The 21,590-nt window shown below is 44.6% G+C and carries 16 protein-coding genes; 6 read left to right on the forward strand and 10 right to left on the reverse strand.

From position 1 onward, the window contains the following. Positions 1 to 195: 195 nt before the first annotated feature. The 5 genes from ACXAGK_RS12170 to rnr all read right to left on the reverse strand — a co-directional run bounded on the left by ACXAGK_RS12170 (position 196) and on the right by rnr (position 9,512). Positions 196 to 2,304: a GAF domain-containing hybrid sensor histidine kinase/response regulator gene (locus ACXAGK_RS12170; RefSeq protein ID WP_474856442.1), complete on the reverse strand. Its 2,109-nt coding sequence runs from the start codon at positions 2,302 to 2,304 to the stop codon at positions 196 to 198. 132 nt (positions 2,305 to 2,436) lie between these two features. Further along, the gene (locus tag ACXAGK_RS12175; RefSeq protein WP_474856443.1) at positions 2,437 to 3,831 is read right to left on the reverse strand and encodes a DUF4397 domain-containing protein; all 1,395 of its coding nucleotides are present in this window, start codon (positions 3,829 to 3,831) and stop codon (positions 2,437 to 2,439) included. 310 nt (positions 3,832 to 4,141) lie between these two features. Beyond that, positions 4,142 to 5,830: a S8 family serine peptidase gene (locus ACXAGK_RS12180; RefSeq protein WP_474804423.1), complete on the reverse strand. Its 1,689-nt coding sequence runs from the start codon at positions 5,828 to 5,830 to the stop codon at positions 4,142 to 4,144. 523 nt (positions 5,831 to 6,353) lie between these two features. Then, positions 6,354 to 7,094: a 23S rRNA (guanosine(2251)-2'-O)-methyltransferase RlmB gene (rlmB, locus tag ACXAGK_RS12185; protein WP_474856444.1), complete on the reverse strand. Its 741-nt coding sequence runs from the start codon at positions 7,092 to 7,094 to the stop codon at positions 6,354 to 6,356. Beyond that, the gene (rnr, locus tag ACXAGK_RS12190) at positions 7,095 to 9,512 is read right to left on the reverse strand and encodes a ribonuclease R (protein WP_474856445.1); all 2,418 of its coding nucleotides are present in this window, start codon (positions 9,510 to 9,512) and stop codon (positions 7,095 to 7,097) included. 308 nt (positions 9,513 to 9,820) lie between these two features. On the opposite strand from rnr, the gene ACXAGK_RS12195 reads away from it, so the two are divergent. Continuing rightward, the gene (locus ACXAGK_RS12195; RefSeq protein ID WP_474856446.1) at positions 9,821 to 11,515 is read left to right on the forward strand and encodes an alkaline phosphatase D family protein; all 1,695 of its coding nucleotides are present in this window, start codon (positions 9,821 to 9,823) and stop codon (positions 11,513 to 11,515) included. A 125-nt stretch (positions 11,516 to 11,640) separates the two neighbouring features. On the opposite strand, the gene ACXAGK_RS12200 is transcribed toward ACXAGK_RS12195, so the two are convergent. The 3 genes from ACXAGK_RS12200 to ACXAGK_RS12210 all read right to left on the reverse strand — a co-directional run bounded on the left by ACXAGK_RS12200 (position 11,641) and on the right by ACXAGK_RS12210 (position 14,763). After that, on the reverse strand, positions 11,641 to 11,937 hold the full coding sequence (locus tag ACXAGK_RS12200) for a type II toxin-antitoxin system RelE/ParE family toxin (protein ID WP_474856447.1): 297 nt from the start codon (positions 11,935 to 11,937) through the stop codon (positions 11,641 to 11,643). Beyond that, on the reverse strand, positions 11,918 to 12,166 hold the full coding sequence (locus tag ACXAGK_RS12205) for a CopG family ribbon-helix-helix protein (protein WP_044583914.1): 249 nt from the start codon (positions 12,164 to 12,166) through the stop codon (positions 11,918 to 11,920). The genes ACXAGK_RS12200 and ACXAGK_RS12205 overlap by 20 nt, the downstream gene beginning before the upstream one ends. Positions 12,167 to 12,399: 233 nt before the next feature. After that, entirely contained in the window at positions 12,400 to 14,763 is a 2,364-nt protein-coding gene (locus ACXAGK_RS12210) for a TonB-dependent receptor (protein ID WP_474856448.1), read from the reverse strand. 311 nt (positions 14,764 to 15,074) lie between these two features. Between ACXAGK_RS12210 and ACXAGK_RS12215 the strand changes: the two genes are divergently transcribed. Further along, positions 15,075 to 15,356, forward strand: coding sequence for a PepSY domain-containing protein (locus ACXAGK_RS12215; protein ID WP_014950922.1), 282 nt, complete (start codon positions 15,075 to 15,077; stop codon positions 15,354 to 15,356). 101 nt (positions 15,357 to 15,457) lie between these two features. Further along, positions 15,458 to 16,027, forward strand: a complete 570-nt coding sequence (locus tag ACXAGK_RS12220) for a cytochrome b/b6 domain-containing protein (RefSeq protein WP_474856449.1) — start codon at positions 15,458 to 15,460, stop codon at positions 16,025 to 16,027. A 181-nt stretch (positions 16,028 to 16,208) separates the two neighbouring features. Here the strand turns inward: ACXAGK_RS12220 and ACXAGK_RS12225 are convergent, their stop codons facing one another. Together ACXAGK_RS12225 and ACXAGK_RS12230 are read right to left on the reverse strand one after the other, a co-directional pair. Next, positions 16,209 to 16,853 carry a tetratricopeptide repeat protein gene (locus ACXAGK_RS12225; protein WP_474804399.1) on the reverse strand — a complete coding sequence of 215 codons (645 nt, stop codon included), beginning with the start codon at positions 16,851 to 16,853 and terminating at the stop codon, positions 16,209 to 16,211. Between the two features lie 162 nt (positions 16,854 to 17,015). Then, positions 17,016 to 17,267: a TIGR02647 family protein gene (locus ACXAGK_RS12230; RefSeq protein WP_118491853.1), complete on the reverse strand. Its 252-nt coding sequence runs from the start codon at positions 17,265 to 17,267 to the stop codon at positions 17,016 to 17,018. Positions 17,268 to 17,564: 297 nt separating this feature from the next. Here ACXAGK_RS12230 and ubiD point away from each other — a divergent pair, with 297 nt between their 5' ends. From ubiD to ACXAGK_RS12245, 3 genes are all read left to right on the forward strand, one after another. Beyond that, positions 17,565 to 19,031 (forward strand): 4-hydroxy-3-polyprenylbenzoate decarboxylase, encoded by a 1,467-nt coding sequence (ubiD, locus tag ACXAGK_RS12235; RefSeq protein WP_179984729.1) that lies wholly within the window; start codon positions 17,565 to 17,567, stop codon positions 19,029 to 19,031. A gap of 98 nt (positions 19,032 to 19,129) precedes the next feature. Beyond that, a complete protein-coding gene (gene fre, locus ACXAGK_RS12240) occupies positions 19,130 to 19,825 on the forward strand; it encodes an NAD(P)H-flavin reductase (RefSeq protein WP_039226708.1) in 696 nt (231 codons plus the stop codon). 201 nt (positions 19,826 to 20,026) lie between these two features. Beyond that, the gene (locus ACXAGK_RS12245) at positions 20,027 to 21,439 is read left to right on the forward strand and encodes a M28 family metallopeptidase (RefSeq protein WP_474856450.1); all 1,413 of its coding nucleotides are present in this window, start codon (positions 20,027 to 20,029) and stop codon (positions 21,437 to 21,439) included. Positions 21,440 to 21,590: the final 151 nt, after the last annotated feature.

Raw genomic sequence — 21,590 nt, forward strand, 5'->3', positions numbered from 1 at the left:
ACTCTCCCGAGTCGTTAGTGCTGCTAAAAACAACTGGATATCGTTGCTTTTATGTACATACCCCCATAAAAAGGGCGCGAAATAATAACAGAAAACTTTAGGAAGTGATAGCGGTAAATTGAATTATTTTTAAACTATGTGAGCAATAAAAAAGCCCCGACTAAAAGTCGGGGCCGATAACCACGTCATAGGTTATCAAGCAGGATCTTTTAACGCTGAAACAGTGTTTACAAACTGCTTACTCATATGTCGAAAAACGCATTCTTTCAAGCGACTTACACCAACAGGTTTTGATATGAAGTCGTCCATGCCAGATTTCAAGCATTTTTCTTTTTCTCCTGTCGAAACATTTGCCGTTAAGGCGATTATAGGAACTTCGGCGGTCTGTTGATTTATTAGCCTAATTTGTTTGGTTGCCTCTAAACCGTCCATAACGGGCATATGGCAGTCCATAAATATTAGCGCGTAGGGTGACTTTTCAGCCATTGAACGCTTAACCTTTTCTAGGGCATCCTCACCGTTTACCGCTAAATCACTAACAAGACCTATCTCTCTTAGTTGCTCTTTTATTACAACTTGGTTTATCTCATTATCTTCTACAACAAGCGCTTTAAACGCCCTCAGCTCCTCTTTACTTGGTATGTAAGTATCGTTCTGAGCAACTGTTTTACTTGCAATAGCGCCTGCATTTGCATCATCTAATGTGAGAGTAACGGTAAAGCGAGCGCCAATACCCAACTCACTACTCACTTCAATTTTTCCGTTATAGTGTTCTACTATTCGTTTAACGATTGATAAGCCTAAACCTGTTCCGCCAAAAAGTTGTTGTGTAGAACTGTCTGCTTGCATGAACGGGGTGAAGATTATTTTCTGCTGCTGAGCGCTGATACCAATACCTGTGTCAGTCACAATTAATTTAACCCGATAGCGCCCTTTACCGTAACGCACACACCTTGTCTCGACGGTTACTTCACCTTCTTTGGTAAACTTAAAAGCGTTGTTTACCAAGTTGATGAGTACCTGCCCTAACCGCAACTTATCAGCGATAAAAGTTTGGCCTTTGAGCGCTGATGTATTTACGCTAAACGTTATCCCTTTTTCCTGTGCAAGACTTGTGAACATGGGTATCTGTTCTTCAATCGTTTCTTCAAAGTTAGTAGGCGCGTCTTCAAAGACTAGTTCCCCTTCGTCAATTTTTGAAAAGTCCAAGATGTCGTTCACTATGTTGAGGAGGGAGTCTGCGCTTTGCGCAGCAAGAGAGGCTAATTCCATTTGTTTCGAATTTAATGGCGACGCCATTAGCGCTTCTAGCATCCCCTGAACGCCATGAATTGGCGTACGTATTTCCTGGCTCACATTAGCCAAAAAATCACCTCTCGCTTTGAGGGCGCTCTGCGCTAAGTCGCTTTTATGCTGTAGAACAGCCTTGTCTATCTGCATTTGCGTAATATCGACAGTAGCACCTACTACTTTTACGCACCTGCCGTTGTCCATTATGGGATGGGCTCTGCTTTCAATCCAACGCTTTTCACCTGCATCGGTTCGAATCTCTACTTTGTATAAGAAATCTTCCCCTGTTTGCATTGTTTGCTTAAATTTTTCGGCGTATTTTTTACGATGCTCCTCATCGACGATAAATTTCAGTATATCCTCGGCTACCATCACGCGATCACTGTGAACGTGAAGCATGCGCTTTAGTGCACCCGACCAGATTATCGAGCCGCTTTCTACATCCAGTTCCCATGTTCCAACCCCAGCCAAATTTGTTACTTGTTTTAACAGGGAGTTTCGCTCCTCAAACATGACCTTTTGGGCATTCAGATTACTCATAGACTGCTGCCGTTCAAGTTCATTGCCAATCCAGGTGGCAAGCAGTAACAAGTAGTCGGTTTCTAGTTCATTAAACGGTTCATCTCTTGAAGACAGCGAGGAAAAGTTTACCGTACCGTAGAACTCACCGAATACGCGAATAGGAGAAGCGAGGTAACTTTTTAGCGTGTATTTATCGAAACAAGGATGTGAAGCTCCAGGTTGAACATCGATATTATGGTACGCAATGACTGAGTCGGCTCTTGCAGCGTCGGCACAATACGTATCGCAAAGGGAAAATTCAGCGCCTTTTGGTATGTCACCGTTGGGAGTGACAACGCTTAGCACGCTATACCGCTCTCCCTGAATATTACTCACAATCCCTGTTTCTAAACGAAGCGCTTCTGTACCGATACGCAGCAAACTTTCTAACTTTTCATCTAATGACATAGCCTTATCATCAGATATAACTTGAAGATCTCGAATAATACTCATGAGGATTTTAGCCCTCCCAGACTGCAAATAAAAAAGGCCAATGTACTAACATTGACCTTTTAAACTTATGGGATATTTCACAAGATGAAAGTTTTCCGCATTATCAATTAGTATAATAAATAGACTAACTAATTAATAAAGCACGTTAATTTCATATCCTGTTGCGGTATCTGCTGGCTCTACAGTTACGATGTAGTTTTCCTCTTCAGTAAAACCATACAGAGACGTTCTATCTAGAAGCACTTGCTCTTCATTATCGTCCTCGTAAACCGCAATTACTTCGTAGTAATCTGACGGCAGCACTTCGCTGGTGCTTTCAGCAAACTCTAGGTTCTGTATATCATATTCCGCGGTATCAATGGTTTCGTCGTTTCTTACTAAGTAAAAGTCCACATCATCGAAGTCACTGACTAGGTTGATAAAGTTAACGGTCTTGTCATAAGCCTGTGGTAAACCGCTTTCAACAAAGGTGGCAGCACCTAGTTGGTTGTTAGTGTTGTAGATAAGAATAGCTTTACTCTCACCTTGGTTAAGGGTAATTAGCTTATTGCTAAGCGATGTAACTGTACCTGATGGGTCAGTTACGGTTACGCGATAATCGCCATAGCGGATAGCACTAAATTCAGACATTTCACCCGCTGCCAGCGTAAAGCTCACGTCTTCTTCGTCTGTATTACCGCCAAAGGTAACATTTAGCTCGGCATCTAGATTGGTAGAGTTGTATATACGATACTGCGAATCAGCTTCAACATCGGTCAAGGCTGTTACTGTTGAAGAGTTTAATACCGTGTCGACCACAAGCCCTTCTTGGATAGCGCCGCTTACATCACGAAGGGTCATTAAATACTCAGTTTCATAAACGAAGTCTATCGTTTGAGATTCAAATACCACCTCATCGCTACCTGGCTCGGTAAGGTAAATTGTATACTCGTCTTCATCGAAGTATTCGCTGTCGTCGTCAGCATCCCAATAGTCGAACTCTATCATGTCACCAGTGGTCACGGTGCCAAGAAAATTAGCCGCTTCAAACGGATCGCCCGATTCACTCATGTAGAAATCATATGATGAGTCATCTATAGCCACAGAAAGCGCAAACAAACGGAAATGGTCTTCTAGTGTTTCGCGCTCATACGAATACGTAGTGAAAGTCGGGTTGCTAAAATCACCGCTCATCACAACAATGGTTTTATAGCCATTTTTTAAATCTACGGTAATTTCGTCAATGTAAACTTCTTGGTCATCTGAGTCAGTACGAATGAACTCAATTTCGTATTCGCCATCATCCATCGAGTACATTGAGGTAGCATCACCAAATTGAGCTGAACCAAAGCTATCCCCATCAACCTCTCGCATTTCAACATTCGCGCCATTAGGTGATGCGTTATAAAACTGTATGTAAGCATAAGAGTAATCTGAGCTACTGCTGTCTGAGCCACCACATGCGGTAAGCCCTAGTAGCGCTACAAGCCCCATTGCTGCTGCACGGAACCAAGTTCCCCTAAGCAAAAAGTGAGAGGTCAATTGCATAAATTGAATGTCCTTTGAAGTTGTTCTTTATTGGTTTAAGACTGCGTTAACGCAAGCAGGCACACGTAAAAAGTGCTTATATTGGCTCGCACAATACAGCGATATGGCTATCTGAGAAGGTCTTAGTTCAGAGCTTTACGCTATCTTTGCAAAGCTTACTTTTCTTTGTATAACTTGACAGTTCGCAACCAGCAGCAACTTTTTGCAGAAGCTCTCTCGACGGGGGATGTATTGATAAAATGCTGGTAGAAAAGAAACAAAAAAGCCTGCAAATGCAGGCTTTGAAAGTATCGTTTGTTTACGGCGTTAGTTATTCATACGAGTATGAAAGCGTCACACCGCTATATGATGAGTATGCGCGGATACCTATGTGCCAAGTACCCGATGCTGGTGCGTCAAATGTACATACTTCGCTATTACCGTTTTGATAAGGGCGACAATCGTAGCTATTGGTTTCTGGCTGTGAGCCAAACTTCACATAAAGGTCAGCATCACCTGAGCCACCAGAGGTACGAATGGTCATTTGCGATACACCTTCTGGGATAGTCCAAGTGTAGCGATCCCAGTTTCTGCGAGTGCCTGAAAGGCCTGTTAATTGACCTGATACTGGCTCTACGCCTGGCTCAGAGCCGCCACCACCACCCGTGCCGCTTCCATCACAGCCATTAGTGTTCAAGTAGTTATACGCATCAGCTAACTGCATCAAACCATAGCCATAAAAGTTATCGCGTCCAGCACTGCCTTTGTCTTCGGCTGTTGCATTTAGCGCATTACGTATTTGATTGTTTGAACACTGCGGGAAGTAGCTCCACACCAATGCTGCACCACCTGCGACGTGTGGCGTAGCCATTGATGTGCCGCTTAAAGACGCGTAGGTATTAGTTGGGTAAGTAGACTGCACGGCACTTCCTGGCGCAGCAATTTCAACTTGGTCGTTATACTGGCTGTAGCTTGCACGGTTTTCGTTTGAGTCTACCGCTGCAACCGACATTACTGCATCGTAAGAAGCAGGGTAAGACTTTGCACTGTTACCATCGTTACCCGCAGCCGCTACCAATAACATGCCGGCATCAGTGAAGCTCTGCATAGCATTTCGTTCGGTAGTAGATGAGCTGCCGCCCCCTAAGCTCATGTTAACTACGTTTGAGCCCGCGTCTTGACACTGAGTAATCGCATCAATTAGGTCAGACGCATAAGTCCATTGGCCATTATCGTTAAAGATTTTAACGATATGCATATCCACGCCAGGGTAAACGCCAACAACACCTTCATTGTTATCATATGCCGCAATGGTACCCGCTACGTGAGTACCGTGTCCGTTACCGTCGTTATACCAGTTACCAACAGCACTGTTGTTAGCTTGACCTGTAACTCCATCGTTGGTTCCAGGCAGATCTGGGTGACCTAGGTTATAACCCGTATCGATGATACATACCTTGCGAGCTGTAGTATCTGACTGACCAAACTGATTTGCTTGTACCATGGTGTAGCCGTAAGGGGTAGTTTGCGCCATAGGCTTACGGCGAACATCTACTTCAATACTTTCTACATTAGGGTTTTTACGAAGCTTGTTTAGCGCAGACTTACTCATAGTAGCCGCCACCATTTTATGCTTCTTAAGCTCTTTCTTAATTGAACCTCCGGCTTTTCTAACTTCGGATTTAGCTGAAGCAATGCTGAAAGGCTTCTTGTTTTTCAGTTTAGTCTTAACCTTTGACTTGGCTTTGCTGCTGGTAAGCGTATCACTTGAACTGGCTACCTCTACCGTTTCACTTATCATTTCGTCTTTAAACTTAATGATGTAGCGTTCTTGGTCTACTGTAACAAGGCGGTCAACAGTTAGCCTTTTGCCTAGCGCTTGTTTAAGGGTTTGCGGTTTTTCTTTGACTTTTACCAGACCTTCGCCTGCTGCCATTGCAGAATTAGTCATTAAACCAAATGATACAGCTAGTGCAGCTGCTGTTAGACATGTGTGTTTCTTATTTAATTTTGAGTTCAAAACTTATTTCCTGTTTTATCTGTCTTTATTAACTTCAGCACTGTTTTAGTTCATGCTTTTGAAGCTATTTGTTATTAAATGACATACAGGTATAACCATTACCTCATACGAAAAGCTCATCCATGACAACCGACGCAACAGCGTTGCAACGACCTACCCGTTTGTCAGGTTAATAGCTAACCAGCGATAAGCAGGTTAGCTACAGAGCTCATATTAGGCGGCTAATCAAACAGTTGAGTATGTTGCCTTAACCCTGGTGAGTATTTTTTATACCTTTAAAAATACTAAAAAAAACACCACACTTGATGAAAAGCGCGCCAAATGCGTTCTACGAGCAAATTCATGTTAGGAATAAAATTTCATAATTAACATTTATTTTACAATACAAAATGTAACAAAATATTAAAACTCTTATTATTTTTACTTAAAAGCAAAAAGCGCGTGACCCTCTCGGATCACGCGCTTTTTTCATAAGTATTATTATATTAGTTGCAATAAGCCAGCTAATACAGGCCGCTAGTCTTTACATACTGCGCTGCCTTACGATTTCGTATAAACACACGCCAGTTGCTACCGACACGTTCAAACTTGTTACGCTACCAGCCATGGGTAACTTAACCAATTCGTCACAGGTTTCTTTTGTTAGTCGACGCATGCCCTTACCTTCTGCACCCATCACTAGTGCAGTTGGGCCTTTCAGGTCTACATCATAAAGGGTTTTATCGGTTTCACCGGCGGTACCCACAATCCAAAGCCCTTTGTCTTGAAGGTGTTTTAAGGTTCTAGCAAGGTTTGTAATTTGGATTAGTGGCATAACTTCAGCTGCCCCACAGGCCACTTTTCGCACTGTACCGTTTAAACTTGCCGACTTGTCTTTAGGTACAACCACAGCGTGTACGCCCGCACCATCAGCTGTACGTAGGCACGCCCCTAGGTTATGAGGGTCGGTAATACCGTCTAACACCAAAATTAGTGGCTGCGACTCTCGCTCAAGTATTTTATCAAGGTCAGCCTCATCCAATACGCGAGCAGGCTTTGCTTTGGCAACAACGCCTTGATGCTGTTCGCCGTTTACTTTCTCGTCTAACGCTTTACGCTGGCTGAACTGAACTGAAATTCCGAAACGGCGGGCTTGGTTAACAATGTTGGTCAAGCGTTCATCGTTACGCCCTTTTAAAACCCACACTTCCATTACACGCTCGGGCTCTTTTTCAAGTACCGACTGCATGGCATGTAAACCGTATAACCATTCTTGCTGCGCCATTTAACGCTTACCTCTTTTATTCAATGACAATGTTTTTCCGCTGCTACCGCCTTTTGCGCTGCCGCGACTTGACGATTTTCCACCGCTTCGACTAGACGAGTTTGTGCCGCCTTTACCTTTGCTCCCCTTCTTGTCCGAACGGGAGTCTTTACCAGAGCGGGATTTGTTATCAAAGCGAGTAGGTTTGTCTGAAGCCTTTTTAGCTGTCTTCACTTTTACCTTCTTGCCTTTAGTGCTGCGCAGCATAGACTTATCGAGTAATAAATCAATCTTTCTTTCATCAAGATTTACCGCCGCAACGGTTACTTCAACCGTATCACCAAGTCTAAACTGACGATGGCCCGACTCACCCACTAGCGCTTGTTTAACATCATCATAGTGATAATAGTCATCATCTAGTGAGGTTATATGTACTAAGCCGTCAATATGGTATTCAGTAAGACGCACAAATAAGCCAAAGTTTGTAACCGAGCTCACTACCCCTTCAAAAGTGTCGCCTACGTGATCAAGCATGAACTCGCATTTAAGCCAGTCAGCCACATCGCGAGTCGCATTATCAGCGCGGCGCTCTGTCATTGAACACTGTTCACCAAGCTGCTCAATTTCTTCAACAGAGTAGTTTTTAGCACCGCTTACCGCCTTTTTACCCTGCTGTTTAGCAATAATGCCTTTCAGCGCACGGTGTACCACTAAATCAGGGTAACGACGGATAGGTGATGTAAAGTGGGCGTAAGCTTCTAGTGCCAAACCAAAGTGCCCTACGTTTTCGCCATCGTAAACCGCTTGCTTCATTGAGCGTAGCAGCATGGTTTGAATAAGCTCTTCGTCTACTCGACCGCGGGTTTTAAGCACTACATCGGTAAACGCGGCTGGCTCAGCATCTTCTACAATGGCATGAGGGATACCAATTTCACTTAAGTAGCTGGTAAAAGCAGTAAGTCTGTCGGCGTCTGGCTTATCGTGTACACGATATAGCGCTGGCGCTTCATGCTTTTCTAACATCAACGCCGCACTTACGTTCGCCATAATCATGCATTCTTCAATAAGCTTATGCGCATCGTTACGCACTAAAGGCACGATATTTTCAATTTTGCGCTGGGCGTTGAATACAAACTTCACTTCCTGGGTTTCAAACTCAATAGCACCACGCTTGGCACGGGCTTTTTTGAGCGCGCGGTACAAGTCGTGAAGATTACGTAAATGAGGTACATGAGGCTCGTAACGCTGATGTAGTTCTTTGTCGCCTTGAAGAATATTCCACACTTTGGTGTAGGTTAAACGGGCATGTGAATTCATTACCGCTTCGTAAAACTGGAATTCTTCCAGCTTGCCATTCGCGCTGATGGTCATTTCACACACCATGCAAAGTCGGTCTACTTCAGGGTTTAGTGAACACAAACCGTTAGACAATACTTCTGGTAGCATTGGAATAACTTGGTCAGGGAAATACACTGAGTTACCGCGCTGCTGCGCTTCATCATCAAGGGCAGAGCCTGTTCTTACATAATGACTTACATCGGCTATGGCTACCCATAGTTGCCAGCCACCATCGTCTAGCGGTTCGCAATATACTGCGTCATCAAAGTCGCGAGCATCTTCACCATCAATGGTAACAAGGGGAAGCTGGCGCAAGTCGATGCGACCTTCTTTGGCTTCATCTGGCACCTGGTCGGTAAGCTTTTCGACCTGTTTAGTCACGCCTTTCGGCCACTGGTGTGGAATATCGAAAGTGCGAAGCGCCATTTCTATTTCCATACCTGGTGCCATATGCTCACCAAGTACTTCAACAATTTTACCCACCGGGTTCATCTTACGGCGAGGGCGCTGAGTAAGTTCTACCACTACTACCTGCCCCATGCGGGCGCCGTTGGTGCTTTCTGGAGGAATTACAATTTCATGCTGCAAACGGCTGTCGTCTGGCACTACCATGCCAAAGCCCTGCTCAACAAAATAACGACCAACAATAGGCTCGCTGCGCGGCTCAATAACTTGCGTTACAAACGCTTCTTTTCTGCCGCGACGATCGGTACCGCTAATTCGCGCTTCTACCACGTCATCGTGAAGGAACAAGTTCATTTGCCCTGCACTTATAAATAAGTCACCGCTTTTGTCTTCAGGACGCAAGAAGCCGTAACCATCTCGGTGACCAATAATTCTGCCTTTTATGAGCTCATCACGGTTTTGAAGTATGTACTTTTTCTGCTTAGTGAATTGCACCTGCCCTTCGCGCTCCATGGCACGTAGTCGGCGTTGAATACCAATTCGCGCTTCTTCATCGAACGCGTTCACCAAATTACAGATATCAAGAAACGACAACGGCTTGTCGTGTTCTTTTAATAAACTCATTAAATATTCGCGGCTGGCTACCGGATTTTCGTACTTTTCTTTCTCGCGCTGATAATGCGGATCATCACTCATGTATTTTTAAATTACCTTTAATTACTTTGTTCACAATGTCTTCGATAGAGGCTTTGTTCTACAAAGCACTATGGAAAACATTGAAATATATTTTTTAGACATATAAACCATTTTTGGTTCATGTGGTTATTTGCTGCACAGTATAACAGTATTTGCACTAAAAGATTGTGCGTTATTGTGGAATCACAACCTGACATCTCTATGTCACAAACACTCAGTATAAAAATGAGTTTTGGTTTTTGTTGCATGAGCGTTCAACAAAACAATGACATCACCAGTTACCTTACAAACCTATAAAGAGCAGGCATATGGATAGAAGAACGTTTATAAAGCTGTCGTCATTCGCAGGTGCGAGCGTGGCAGTGTCTACAGGGCTAGCGGGCTGCACAGTGAGCAATTCAGCAAATAGCCAACCGCAAACTAACGCTACCTTTACCCATGGTGTGGCTAGTGGCGACCCGTTAAAAGACGCCGTTATTATCTGGACGCGCGCCGTGCCAAATCCAGGTTCGGGTTTAGCGAAAGCCGATATTTTATGGGAAATGGCAAGCGATGCTGATTTTGCCAACGTGGTAAGTAGCGGTATTGTTGAAGCGAAAGCAACGCATGACTTTACCGTAAAGGTAGACGTGGCAGGTCTTAGTCCTGCTAACCGTTATTTTTACCGGTTTAAAAGCGCTGATAATACAAGCCCTGTGGGTGAAACCCGTACACTGCCTGAAGCTGATGTGTCTGATGTCACGTTCGGCATATTTTCTTGCTCCAACTACCCTGCTGGCTTTTTCACGCCTTATATGGAAGCAGCGAAAAACGACAACATCGACTATGTATTGCACCTTGGCGACTACATTTATGAGTACGATGGCAAAGGTTATGCGACAGAGCATGCAAAAGAGATTGGCCGAACCTATGCGCCTGATAACGATACCGAGCTTTATACGCTAACCGACTATCGCAATCGCTATGCGCTATACCGCACGGATGAAGGCTTGCTGTCGTTGCATCAAAACAAGCCATTTATTGTTGTGTGGGATGACCATGAAATCACTAACGACACCTATAAAGACGGGGCGGAAAATCATCAAGCCGATGAAGGCGACTTTTATGAACGTCGTGCTGCGGCCGTTCAAGCTTATTATGAGTGGTTACCTATACGCCCGCCGTTTGGTACTGAGCGTTTAGAGATTTATCGCCAGTTTACCTTTGGTAAGCTTCTTGATTTATACATGCTCGACACCCGCGTTCTCGCCCGCGACAAGCAGCTTGAGTACGGCAACTACCGTGATGCTGAAACAAAAGCGTTTGACCAAGCACGCTTTATGAAAGACATCGGTGACCCGAACCGCGGTTTACTCGGTGAAACCCAACGCAACTGGCTGCACTCTTCTATGCAGCAAAGCCAGGCTAAATGGCAGGTATTAGGCCAGCAGCTATTGATAGGTCGCATGCTATTCCCTGTATCTATTTTTAATGGCGTTGAACGTAAAGAAATACCTGCTCATGTACATAGGCTCGCGAATATCAAACGCAAACAAAAGCAAGGTGGCGCACTTAGCGAACAAGAACTTGCGCTTATCAATACGGTAATGCCCTACAACTTAGACGCATGGGATGGATACCCTGTTGAACGTGAACAGGTTCTGATGCAGCTAAAATCCATCGGCAAACCCGTTATTGCCCTTGCAGGTGATACTCATAATGCATGGCATAATAAGTTAACCCTGAAAGATGGCACAGAAGTGGGTGTTGAACTTGCCACCCCAGGGGTGACATCACCCGGCATGGAACATTATTTAAGTATGGATGATGAAATGGCAGAAACCCTTGCCGACGATCTTCCCCTTCTTATTGAAGACTTACAGTACTGCAATCTTCACCAGCGCGGCTTTATGACATTGACCGTCAGCGAAGACAGCGCAAAAGCCACTTGGCACTATGTGGATGCAATTTTAACCAAGGCAGGAAAAGTGGTTAACACGCATAGCTTTGAGATTAAGGCATAGCTTTCTACTATTTTATAAGCGTGTATAGGCTTGAGTCTATACACGTTATTTATACAAGAAGAAACCACAGACGCTACCTTACAAGTCTCACAACGAGCTTAGTGCTTTCCACAAATAGTGTGTTTTTAATCTGCGTTGGGCCATTGCTGAGCATCATGAAGAACACGTAGTATTTCGATGCAATTTGTAATGATGTTTTCTCGATATATTACGATAAAAGGCAGGCTATTTATCACAAGCTCCCGCGTATTTTTCAATCGACCTAGGCGACCCGCTCTAGGGTATTCTGATAAGATTAGGTGCGAACTATTAATAATGTTCATGACAACGTCGATAGCAACAGAGGGGCTATTTTCTTTAGCAATATGAACTTCAATTTTCTCTAAATCGGTATCTGCAAGATCAGTCCATTTGAGCTGCACGCTTAGCCTCCCACTTAGCTTTAACGTCAGTATGGTCGGTCAAGCGTCCCTCATCAGCGGACTTCACTCCTTTTTCCACCTCTCGGATAAACCATTCTTCGCGAGCAACATACTGCTTGATAGCTTCGGCCATCAGCCACGCCCTAGGCCTGTCCATCGCTTTAGCCATTTCGCCTACACGTGCAAGTGTTTCGTCATCTAATCTTACTGAGGTAGCTTTTAAAGGCATAAAGATTCTCCGAGGTTCTTTGAGAATCTTTATTGTAACTGCACTAGCATTAAATGTCTTCTTTTGCTTTTCATCAACAAAGACAGTTTGCATGACATTATAGTTAAATTGCACCAACTAAAATCAGAGTCTCTAATAGTCCTTCTTATAAGCCATATAATTTAAATTACGTCCTATTCCCATCAAAGCAAGGGCATGTTGACGGGAATAGGTAATCTCTCATTCTTTATTTTTTAGAACTCGTAATAAACGCGCACACCAGCAATGCGTGGCATACCGCGAACGAAGGTAGGAATGCCTAAACCACCGCCGGTGTTACCTGCATCAATCAAGAACTCTTTATCAAACAGGTTGTTTACGTAAAACTCGTAGGCAAACTTGCTATTGTCTTGAAGCAGCTTCACCGAAACATCGGTAAGCGAATAAGTATCTTGAGAAAGACCTGGGTAATTACTGCTTTCAAAGAACACTTCAGACTGGAAGCTGGTGAGCCAGTTAACATCAATGTCGAAGTTATTCATGTTGAATACTTTGTTGATGTTGATGGCACCGCTGACCTCTGGCGCAAGGCGGAATTTGTTACCGCCGTACTGGAACTCAGAACCATCAGCAGTACTGTCAGCAAATTCAGCGTCAAGGAAACCTAGGCTTGCTGTTAACGTGAGTGTTTCGCTGTAGTTATAGGTCGCCATGCCTTCAATGCCCGACATGGTCGAATCGCCTACCGTTACAGTAATAGACTGCAAGGTTTCCGCATCGGTAAAGCTTTGCTGATAGTCGCTGTATTCGTAGGTAAAAATGGCGCCCGAGAACAGGAAGTTGGCGCTTTGATACTTAACACCCAAATCGTAGCTATCTACAATTTCAGCTTTTGTCACGTTAACGCCACCCGCGTTTGCATCCACAACCGGTGAACGACGACCTTTGGCGTAGTTCGCATACAAGTTCCAGTTGTTGTTCACGTCATAGCTTACCGCGAAGCGTGGCAGAGTATCGTCAAAGTCGCGCTCGGCATCAAAAGTAAATGCACCATCTGCAGTGGTAAAGGTATTGCGGGTATAACGGGTTTCATCAATGTAGCGTACACCAGCCGTTACGTTAATATTGTCGGTAACAAAATACGACACTTCAGCAACATAAGATGCAATGTCTAACTCAGCTTCAAAGATAAACGGCCCTTGTGTCAATATAGACGGCAGCGCAGGGTTAGAAATAGGCGAACCATCTGCATTAAATAGCTGCGACACCAACATAGCACGTAGCGTTTCAATGTCTTCTAACGATGCGTCGGTAGCGATATTTTGGTTAAGTGGAATGTTCGAGGTGGACTCAAGCTGTGCTTTTACCGCATCGAAGGTACCACGTATAAATGGGTCTACCATCACATAGTAAGGCAAAATCGATTCATCTTGAGTAATAGACGCGCCAACAAACGCTGCAAGCTTGTCACCTGAGTCATACACCAAACGCATTGACGCACCTTGAAGTGTGGCATCGTTATCGAAATAAGCATCTTGAATACGCAGTGCAGAACCGTCTGCATCAAAACCTTCGCTTACTTCTACATCTTTATAGTAGGCATCGGCGTGTAGGCTAAGCATTTGGTTGAAATCGTAGTTTACAGTTAAGTCGTAGGCTTGAAGCGTACGCTCAATACCTAACTCACTGCCCAAGCTGAACTCAGCATCGGTAAAAGGGCTAGTATCTCCATCATTTGGTGCAATAGAACCTGACTTGAAAGCAATGCCCGGCTGGTCATTATACTCCATGGCCGCACGAGCAATAATTTCTAGCTTCTCATAGCTTGCAAGCCAAGTTGCGCGAAGTGCTTGCACCGACACCCCCTGAAGATCTTCGCTATTGCACGGTACTTCTTCACCTAAATGATTATACATGTTGGCATTACCGTAGTATGAATCAGCGCTACAGGCATTGTTTTCTACAATGCCGTCCATTTCTCGGTAAAGTCCGGCAATTCGGAAACTGTGGTTGTCGTTAATAGGCTGGTTGTACATAAACTCAACTTCTTGACCTTGCTCTGAGTTATAGCCAACCTGCACTTTACCTTCCTGTTCCAAGGTAGGAAGATTAGAGTGAATGCTTACCGCGCCGTTGGCTGCAGCCACACCAAATAGGGTCGGCTGCGGGCCTTTTAAAACCTCTACGCGGGCAATATCGTAAAGCGCCACACTGGCTACGGTTTTTTTACTGATATCAAAGCCATCTTGGTATACCGATATACGAGGCGTTGCCGCCACTGACGAAACATCATCGGTGACACCGCGAATATTAAAAGATGGTAGGCTTACGGCTTGTTCCTGAATTTGAACGTTTGGCAATATTCGAGAAAGCTCGTCAAGCTCCATAATGTTGGTGCGCTCTAAGAACTCACTTCCGATTACATCCATAGTAACAGGCACATCCATTACGGACTGCTCACGCATTTGGGCAGTTACTGTAATCTCTTCTATATAGTCAGTTTCGTTTTCTGTGTCGGGCGCTACTTCTTGTGCAATTGCTGCGCTTGATAGAGCAAACGCAATCGTTGTAGCAAGTAAAGAGCGTGAATAAACGGATCTAGGGTACAGAGGACGCATCAAATCATTCCTTTCGTGTGCTTAGTGGGTGTTTTATGTGTTTTTATAAGCAGTTCACCGGTAGATTGGCGACATTGCCTACTTTTTAGAATTATCGAAGCACAAGAATGTAGAACGCTTTTGCGAAGGTTCGATGAAGCATAGGTGACAAGTCAAAGGCACTTTTGTGACAGATATATACCATTCGAAAAATCTAAGCCGCGATAAATGGCTATTGCAATATGCCCCTTTGAATCATAGAGCAAACTAAGTACACTCATTCCACGTAGGACAGAATTAACGTTTAACTAAAAAGCGAAATGGAGACTGCAATGAAAAAATTAATGATGGCTACGGCTATTGGCGCTGCGACCCTATTAAGTGCTTGTAGTGCAGAGCATGGCACTACGCAGTGTACTACTGCACCTGAAGCTGAATGGCAAAACCAAGATGCGTTTCAGGCTCAGCTGTTAGCGCAAGGTTATAAAATTAACGAGTTTAAAGTAACAGGTGGTAACTGCTACGAAATCTACGGCTTCGACAAAGAAGAAAATAAAGTAGAAATTTACTTCAACCCAGTTGATGGCAGCATTGTTAAGAAAGAAATGCACTAAGTGTGTTTTAGCAAACGGCTCATAGCTCGTTTGCTTTGAGACTTGATAAAAACGCTGCAAACTATTGCAGCGTTTTTGTTTTACCTTAAGAAAGTGATGTAATGTACAGACCTAAAGATACGCCTTCGGATATTTATATTTGGGATTGGGTAGTGCGCCTGTGCCACTGGGGCCTTGTCGCTACCTTTGTGACCAACTATTTTATTGTGGAGCCAGGTCGCCTTTATCACGAAATAGCTGGTTACACAGCGGTAGCGCTTATATCCATACGGGTTAGTTGGGGCTTTTTATCAACCAAATTCGAAGCTAGTAAAAAGGTTGCCACTAAATACGCAAGCTTTTCTAACGTGTCATTGCATCAACAAGCCTTCGCTGAACATATACAACACGTAAAACAAAAGAAAGTTCCCACTCATCATGGCCATAACCCTTTCGGCTGGCTAATGATAATGGCCGTTATCACGCTACTGCTGGGCTTGGGTATTACCGGTTTTATGATGGAAGAAATAGATGCCATGTTCGGTAATAGTACGCTGGAATGGATACACAGCATTATCGCCGATGTGCTTTACACATGTGTGCTAGTGCATGTTGCTGCAGTGTTTGCTGTGCAATATATGGGAAATATTCAGTTAGTTCGCCCTATACTCACAGGCTGGCGAAGGCGTTAAGCCCCTTTTTGAGTGAAAATGCACTGAAGCCATAAATGCACAAAGGCTATCGCTATTGCAGAAGCCAGCTCATGCTAACTGCTAGCTTTTTCCTGTTGCTCGGATTGCCTGCTGCCCGTTGTGTTTAAATCTACTCTCGTAATCAATTAGGCGTTTGATACCAATTAGGTACTAATGTCATTTAGCTATCTAAAGGACGCTTTGCTTCACGCACAGCTTTCGGATGCATTAATTTTTCTAAGCGAGCGAGGTAAGACGATATTTGCTGATGCTGTTTTTTATCGTTGGTCACAGAGTTATAAAGCCAGTGGTAGGCATCTTCATAATCGTAAGGGCTGCCGTGACCGTCTAAAAACAACTCGACCAAACGAATCTGCGCTTTTAGGTTTTTAAGTGCCGCGGCTTCTCGTAAGTACACCACCGCGCGTGCTTTATCCTGCTGTACCAGCGTGCCCTTTGCATAGTAACGTCCAAGCTGCTCAAGTGCCGCTGGCAAACCTTGATTCGCTGCGTCTTCCATATAACCAATTCCACGAGCGGGTTCAGCATCTACGCATACCCCCCACGCCAGCATATCGCCCCATAAAAATTGGTAGGCTGGAATTTTTAGCACATCGGCGCGAGCTTCGATGTCTTGAACAAGCTGACATCTGTCTTCTACCACTTTATCTAGGTGAGTATTCGCGTTAATCATGTCGATGAGCGCGTCTTGACTGTAAAGCTGAACTGCACGCAGTTCTTCTATCGTCTCACCTTCAAGCGCATGAGCAGAAAACCCCGCTACGGAGGCACAGATTAATAAAGCGGTAGATATAATTCGTTTCATAGCTAAGCAATAAATGTTGATAACGCAAACTTAGTTTAGTTATCGACCTATTATAGATTAACTTAACCAAGAGACGCTTTTCTTTACGTAAATAATCGCGAGCGGCCAAAGCCTATTTCACTTTGGCCTATCTGCTAAAAGATATAGCAAAAAACGTTTAGGCTAATGACTACTTTTTCGCGGGCACATGGCGGATTGGATATGACGGGCGTGGTCGGCTAAATCAATACCTAAATCAGTTAGGTAACCACCGTCTGGCTGGGTAATTAAGCCTTTCGAGTACAGCCTGGATGCTGCGTTCACCATGCTTTGACTGGCATCGTGATGAATTTTCAGCCCCTGAAGTAGACTGTCTGCAGGAAACTTCAGTAGCAAATTTAACTCGTCTAGCATGTCCTGATCGAATGAACTCATGTAACCACCTTAGGCAAAAAAAGGGTTATTAGGGTTTTAATGCACGCGCATTACTGCGGCGTGTTATCGCAAAGCACTAAAATAGAAGGGCTAAGTAAGAATACGCACGCCGTGCGCTATTGGCCCGTAATTGTTAAATTTCATAACATATTGCTATATCACACTTAAATGGCGCCACTGTAAAGGTTAATTTGTCTGTAGAACGTTTAATGTTGGTTTCACACCGCTTACTGATCGGACTTTGCACTAAAATGGTATATTCTTGCCATAAATAACGTGTGTGGATACGCCAAACAGATGAAGTACAAAGATTTACGCGACTTTATTCGCCAGCTTGAAGCAAAAGGCGAGTTAGTGCGCATTAGCCAGCCCATTGATACCGACCTTGAAATGACAGAAATTGCCGATAGGACTTTGCGTGCTGGCGGCCCTGCGCTGTTGTTTGAAAACCCTAAAAACCACGATATGCCGGTACTGGCAAATTTATTTGGTACGCCAGAACGCGTAGCGATGGGCATGGGGCAAGACTCTGTGGAAGCGCTACGCGAAGTGGGCAAACTGCTGGCGTACCTAAAAGAACCAGAACCGCCCAAGGGGCTTAAAGATCTTTGGGAAAAGTTGCCTGTGTTTAAGCAGGTGCTGAACATGCCCGCTAAAGTGCTAAAAAAAGCACCTTGTCAGGAGGTGGTACTTACTGGTGACGATGTAGACTTATCAAAAATTCCGGTTCAGCGCTGTTGGCCGGGTGACGCTGCACCCTTGGTAACCTGGGGTTTGAGTGTTACTAAAGGACCACACAAAAAGCGCCAGAATTTGGGGATTTACCGTCAGCAAGTTATTGGCAAAAACAAACTCATTATGCGCTGGCTATCACACCGTGGTGGTGCGCTAGATTTTCGTGAGTGGTGTCAAACTCATCCGGGTGAACCCTACCCTGTATCTGTTGCGCTCGGTGCAGATCCCGCCACTATTTTGGGCGCGGTTACTCCTGTACCAGATACCCTTTCAGAATATGCTTTTGCAGGCCTACTGCGCGGTGATAAAACCGAAGTGGTTAAATCTATCAGTAATGATTTGCAAGTTCCTGCTAGCGCTGAGATTGTACTTGAAGGCTATATTGCTCAGGATGAAACTGCGCCTGAAGGCCCTTATGGCGATCACACTGGGTATTACAACGAAGTCGACGACTTCCCTGTGTTTACCGTTACCCATATTACGCACCGTAAAGATCCTATTTATCATTCAACCTATACAGGCCGTCCACCCGATGAACCAGCCATTTTAGGTGTTGCGCTAAACGAAGTGTTTGTACCAATTTTGCAAAAGCAGTTCCCTGAAATTGTTGATTTCTATTTGCCACCGGAAGGCTGCTCTTATCGAATGGCGGTGGTAACGATGAAGAAACAGTACCCAGGCCACGCTAAGCGTGTGATGATGGGCGTGTGGTCTTTTCTAAGACAGTTCATGTACACGAAATTTGTGATAGTGTGCGATGACGACGTTAACGCGCGCGACTGGAATGATGTTATCTGGGCTATCACTACCCGTATGGACCCAGCCCGCGACACGGTGATGATAGAAAATACGCCTATCGATTACTTGGACTTTGCGTCCCCGGTATCAGGGCTAGGTTCGAAAATGGGCATGGACGCCACAAATAAAATGCCCGGCGAGACCGACCGTGAATGGGGCGTGCCCATTGTGATGGACGAAGACGTTAAAAAACGCGTTGATGATATTTGGGACAGTCTTGGTATTATGTAGCGACTCGATGTAGCGCTATTAACGATTATTAAAGCATGCGCTTGTCTTAAAGCGCATAAAAAGGCGACACGCTAAGCAAGAAGGTTTAAAGAAAATACATGTCAGAGATTAAGTGCAAGGTTGCAAGCATCACGCCTTTAACCGAAGTGGTACAAAAAGTTGAATTAACGCCAGAAAGCCCTGTTGAATTTAAGGCGGGTCAGTACGCTATGGTGGTAATGGGCGAAAAAGATATGCGCCCATTTTCTATTGCTAATGCCGCCTTCGATAATAGCCGCATTGAATTACACATTGGTGCAGAGCCTGGCAACAGTTACGCTGGTGAAGTGCTAGAGCGCATGCGTGCAGATGGCGAAATTACTGTAAACGTAGGTAATGGTAATGCCTTTTTGCAAAGCAATGGCTTGCCTATGGTGCTAATTGCTGGTGGTACTGGCTTTTCGTATACCTACTCAATTCTGCAAGAGCATCTTAATAGTGGTGACAAAACACCCCTTACCCTATATTGGGGTGGAAAACACGCGGCTGATTTATATTTAGCTGACAAGCTAACTGAACTCGCTGAAGCTAACGATCACTTCACTTTTGTGCCGGTTGTTGAGTTTGCATGTGATGAGTGGAAAGGCAGAACGGGCTGGGTACACCATGCGGTAATGGCAGACCATGCTGACTTTGCCAATATTCAGGTTTATGTTGCAGGTCGTTTTGAAATGGCTAAAGTCGTGCGCGACGACTTTACACAGCGCGGCTTAAAAGTTGAGAACCTGTTTGGCGACGCGTTTGCCTTTATTTAGGCGCTAGCGTAAACCTCATATTGTGAAAGCCGGCGAATGCCGGTTTTTTCGTTCTTTGTTACAGATCGTTTTTTATACTCAGCGCCTTACTCCGCTTTTCAATCGCAATAACTTGCGATGACCAACCATTAAACAGGTTTACTCCAATTGTAGACAAGCCACGTATTGGTTATGGTGAAAAGATAAACACTGGAGAAAACAATGATAAAAAACCTATCCGTACTTGCTAACTTAAGCGCAAAAATAAGTAAAAACAGTCTGCTGGCATCTGCTGTATTATTGAGCGGCACCGTTTCTTTCGCTGCTCACGCACAAAGCGAACAGCAGCAAGCACTTTACGATATTGCTAAAAATGTCTCTGCCGAAAACATTGAAAAAGATATTACTACGCTGGTGAACTTTGGTACTCGCCATACCCTTTCTGAAACCGAGTCTGATACCCGTGGTATAGGCGCTGCGCGTCGCTGGATTAAATCTGAATTTGATAAAATTTCAGCTGAGTGCGGTGGTTGCTTAGAAGTGTACTACCAATCAGAAGTGATTAGTGGTGAGAAACGTATTCCAGACCCAGTGGAAGTGGTTAGCGTAATTGCGATTCAGCGTGGTAGTACTGATCCGGACCGCTATGTGATTATGTCTGGCGACATTGACTCACGAGTATCTGATGTCATGGATTTCACGTCTGACTCACCGGGTGCAAACGACAACGCCTCGGGTGTTGCCGGTACTCTTGAAGCGGCACGAGTACTATCAAAGTACAAGTTTAACGGCAGTATCGTGTATGCTGCACTATCTGGCGAAGAGCAAGGGCTTTTCGGCGGGCGTATTATGGCAAACCAAGCCAAAAAAGACGGCTGGAGAATTAAAGCCGTGCTCAATAATGACATGATAGGCAACATCGAAGGGGTTAACGGTGTGATTAATAACACCACCGCTCGCTTATTTGCCGAAGGTACACGCGTAACCGAAACGGAAAAAGAAGCGCGAATGCGCCGTTTCACCGGGGGTGAAGTTGACTCACCAAGCCGGAACCTTGCCCGCTATATTGATAAAATCGCGGATAAATACATAGAGAATTTAGACACTATGGTGATTTATCGCCTAGACCGCTTTGGTCGTGGTGGCCACCATCGCCCATTTAATGATTTGGGCTACCCGGGTATTCGTATTATGGAAACTAACGAAAACTACACCCGCCAGCACCAAGACCTTCGCGTAGTAGACGGTATTGCCTATGGTGATACCTTAGATGGCGTTAACTTTGACTACGCCGCTAAGCTTACCGGTTTAAACGCTGTTTCTCTTGCAGCAATGGCGTGGGCACCGAACCCACCTGCAAACGTAGAAATTGCCGGTGCAGTTCAGCCTTCAACCTTTTTAAAATGGGATGCACTAGATGCAAAACAAAACCCGCAGCTTAGAGGTTACAAAGTATATTGGCGTCATACTGATGCACCGCAATGGGAATACAGTAAATTTGTGGGTAACGTTACCGAAGCAATGCTTGAGAACGTGGTTATCGACAACTACTTTTTTGGCGTTGCCAGCGTGAACAAAGACGGTGTTGAAAGCGTTGTGGTTTATCCAGGTCCTGCGGGAAGCTTCGGCGAATAAACGTTTAAATTGAGCGTTTATATTACGCGTACTTACACGCATTCAATTACGCCCTCAATTACGCACCCAATCAAATTCGTGGCGTTAAGCTGGTAATGAAACTAGCTTATCGTCACGAATGACTTTACTCAACAAAAGCCTGCCTAGACGT

It is taken from the genome of Alteromonas sp. ABM1_013 (assembly GCF_056160505.1).

Excerpts from the sequence above, each read along its gene's own strand:
- ubiD (WP_179984729.1), top strand. The coding sequence starts at position 17,565 with ATGAAGTACAAAGATTTACGCGACTTTATTCGCCAGCTTGAAGCAAAA.
- ACXAGK_RS12230 (WP_118491853.1), bottom strand. The coding sequence starts at position 17,267 with ATGAGTTCATTCGATCAGGACATGCTAGACGAGTTAAATTTGCTACTG.
- ACXAGK_RS12245 (WP_474856450.1), top strand. The coding sequence starts at position 20,027 with ATGATAAAAAACCTATCCGTACTTGCTAACTTAAGCGCAAAAATAAGT.
- ACXAGK_RS12210 (WP_474856448.1), bottom strand. The coding sequence starts at position 14,763 with ATGCGTCCTCTGTACCCTAGATCCGTTTATTCACGCTCTTTACTTGCT.
- ACXAGK_RS12225 (WP_474804399.1), bottom strand. The coding sequence starts at position 16,853 with ATGAAACGAATTATATCTACCGCTTTATTAATCTGTGCCTCCGTAGCG.
- rnr (WP_474856445.1), bottom strand. The coding sequence starts at position 9,512 with ATGAGTGATGATCCGCATTATCAGCGCGAGAAAGAAAAGTACGAAAAT.
- rlmB (WP_474856444.1), bottom strand. The coding sequence starts at position 7,094 with ATGGCGCAGCAAGAATGGTTATACGGTTTACATGCCATGCAGTCGGTA.
- ACXAGK_RS12205 (WP_044583914.1), bottom strand. The coding sequence starts at position 12,166 with ATGCCTTTAAAAGCTACCTCAGTAAGATTAGATGACGAAACACTTGCA.
- ACXAGK_RS12175 (WP_474856443.1), bottom strand. The coding sequence starts at position 3,831 with ATGCAATTGACCTCTCACTTTTTGCTTAGGGGAACTTGGTTCCGTGCA.
- ACXAGK_RS12170 (WP_474856442.1), bottom strand. The coding sequence starts at position 2,304 with ATGAGTATTATTCGAGATCTTCAAGTTATATCTGATGATAAGGCTATG.
- ACXAGK_RS12220 (WP_474856449.1), top strand. The coding sequence starts at position 15,458 with ATGTACAGACCTAAAGATACGCCTTCGGATATTTATATTTGGGATTGG.
- fre (WP_039226708.1), top strand. The coding sequence starts at position 19,130 with ATGTCAGAGATTAAGTGCAAGGTTGCAAGCATCACGCCTTTAACCGAA.
- ACXAGK_RS12195 (WP_474856446.1), top strand. The coding sequence starts at position 9,821 with ATGGATAGAAGAACGTTTATAAAGCTGTCGTCATTCGCAGGTGCGAGC.
- ACXAGK_RS12215 (WP_014950922.1), top strand. The coding sequence starts at position 15,075 with ATGAAAAAATTAATGATGGCTACGGCTATTGGCGCTGCGACCCTATTA.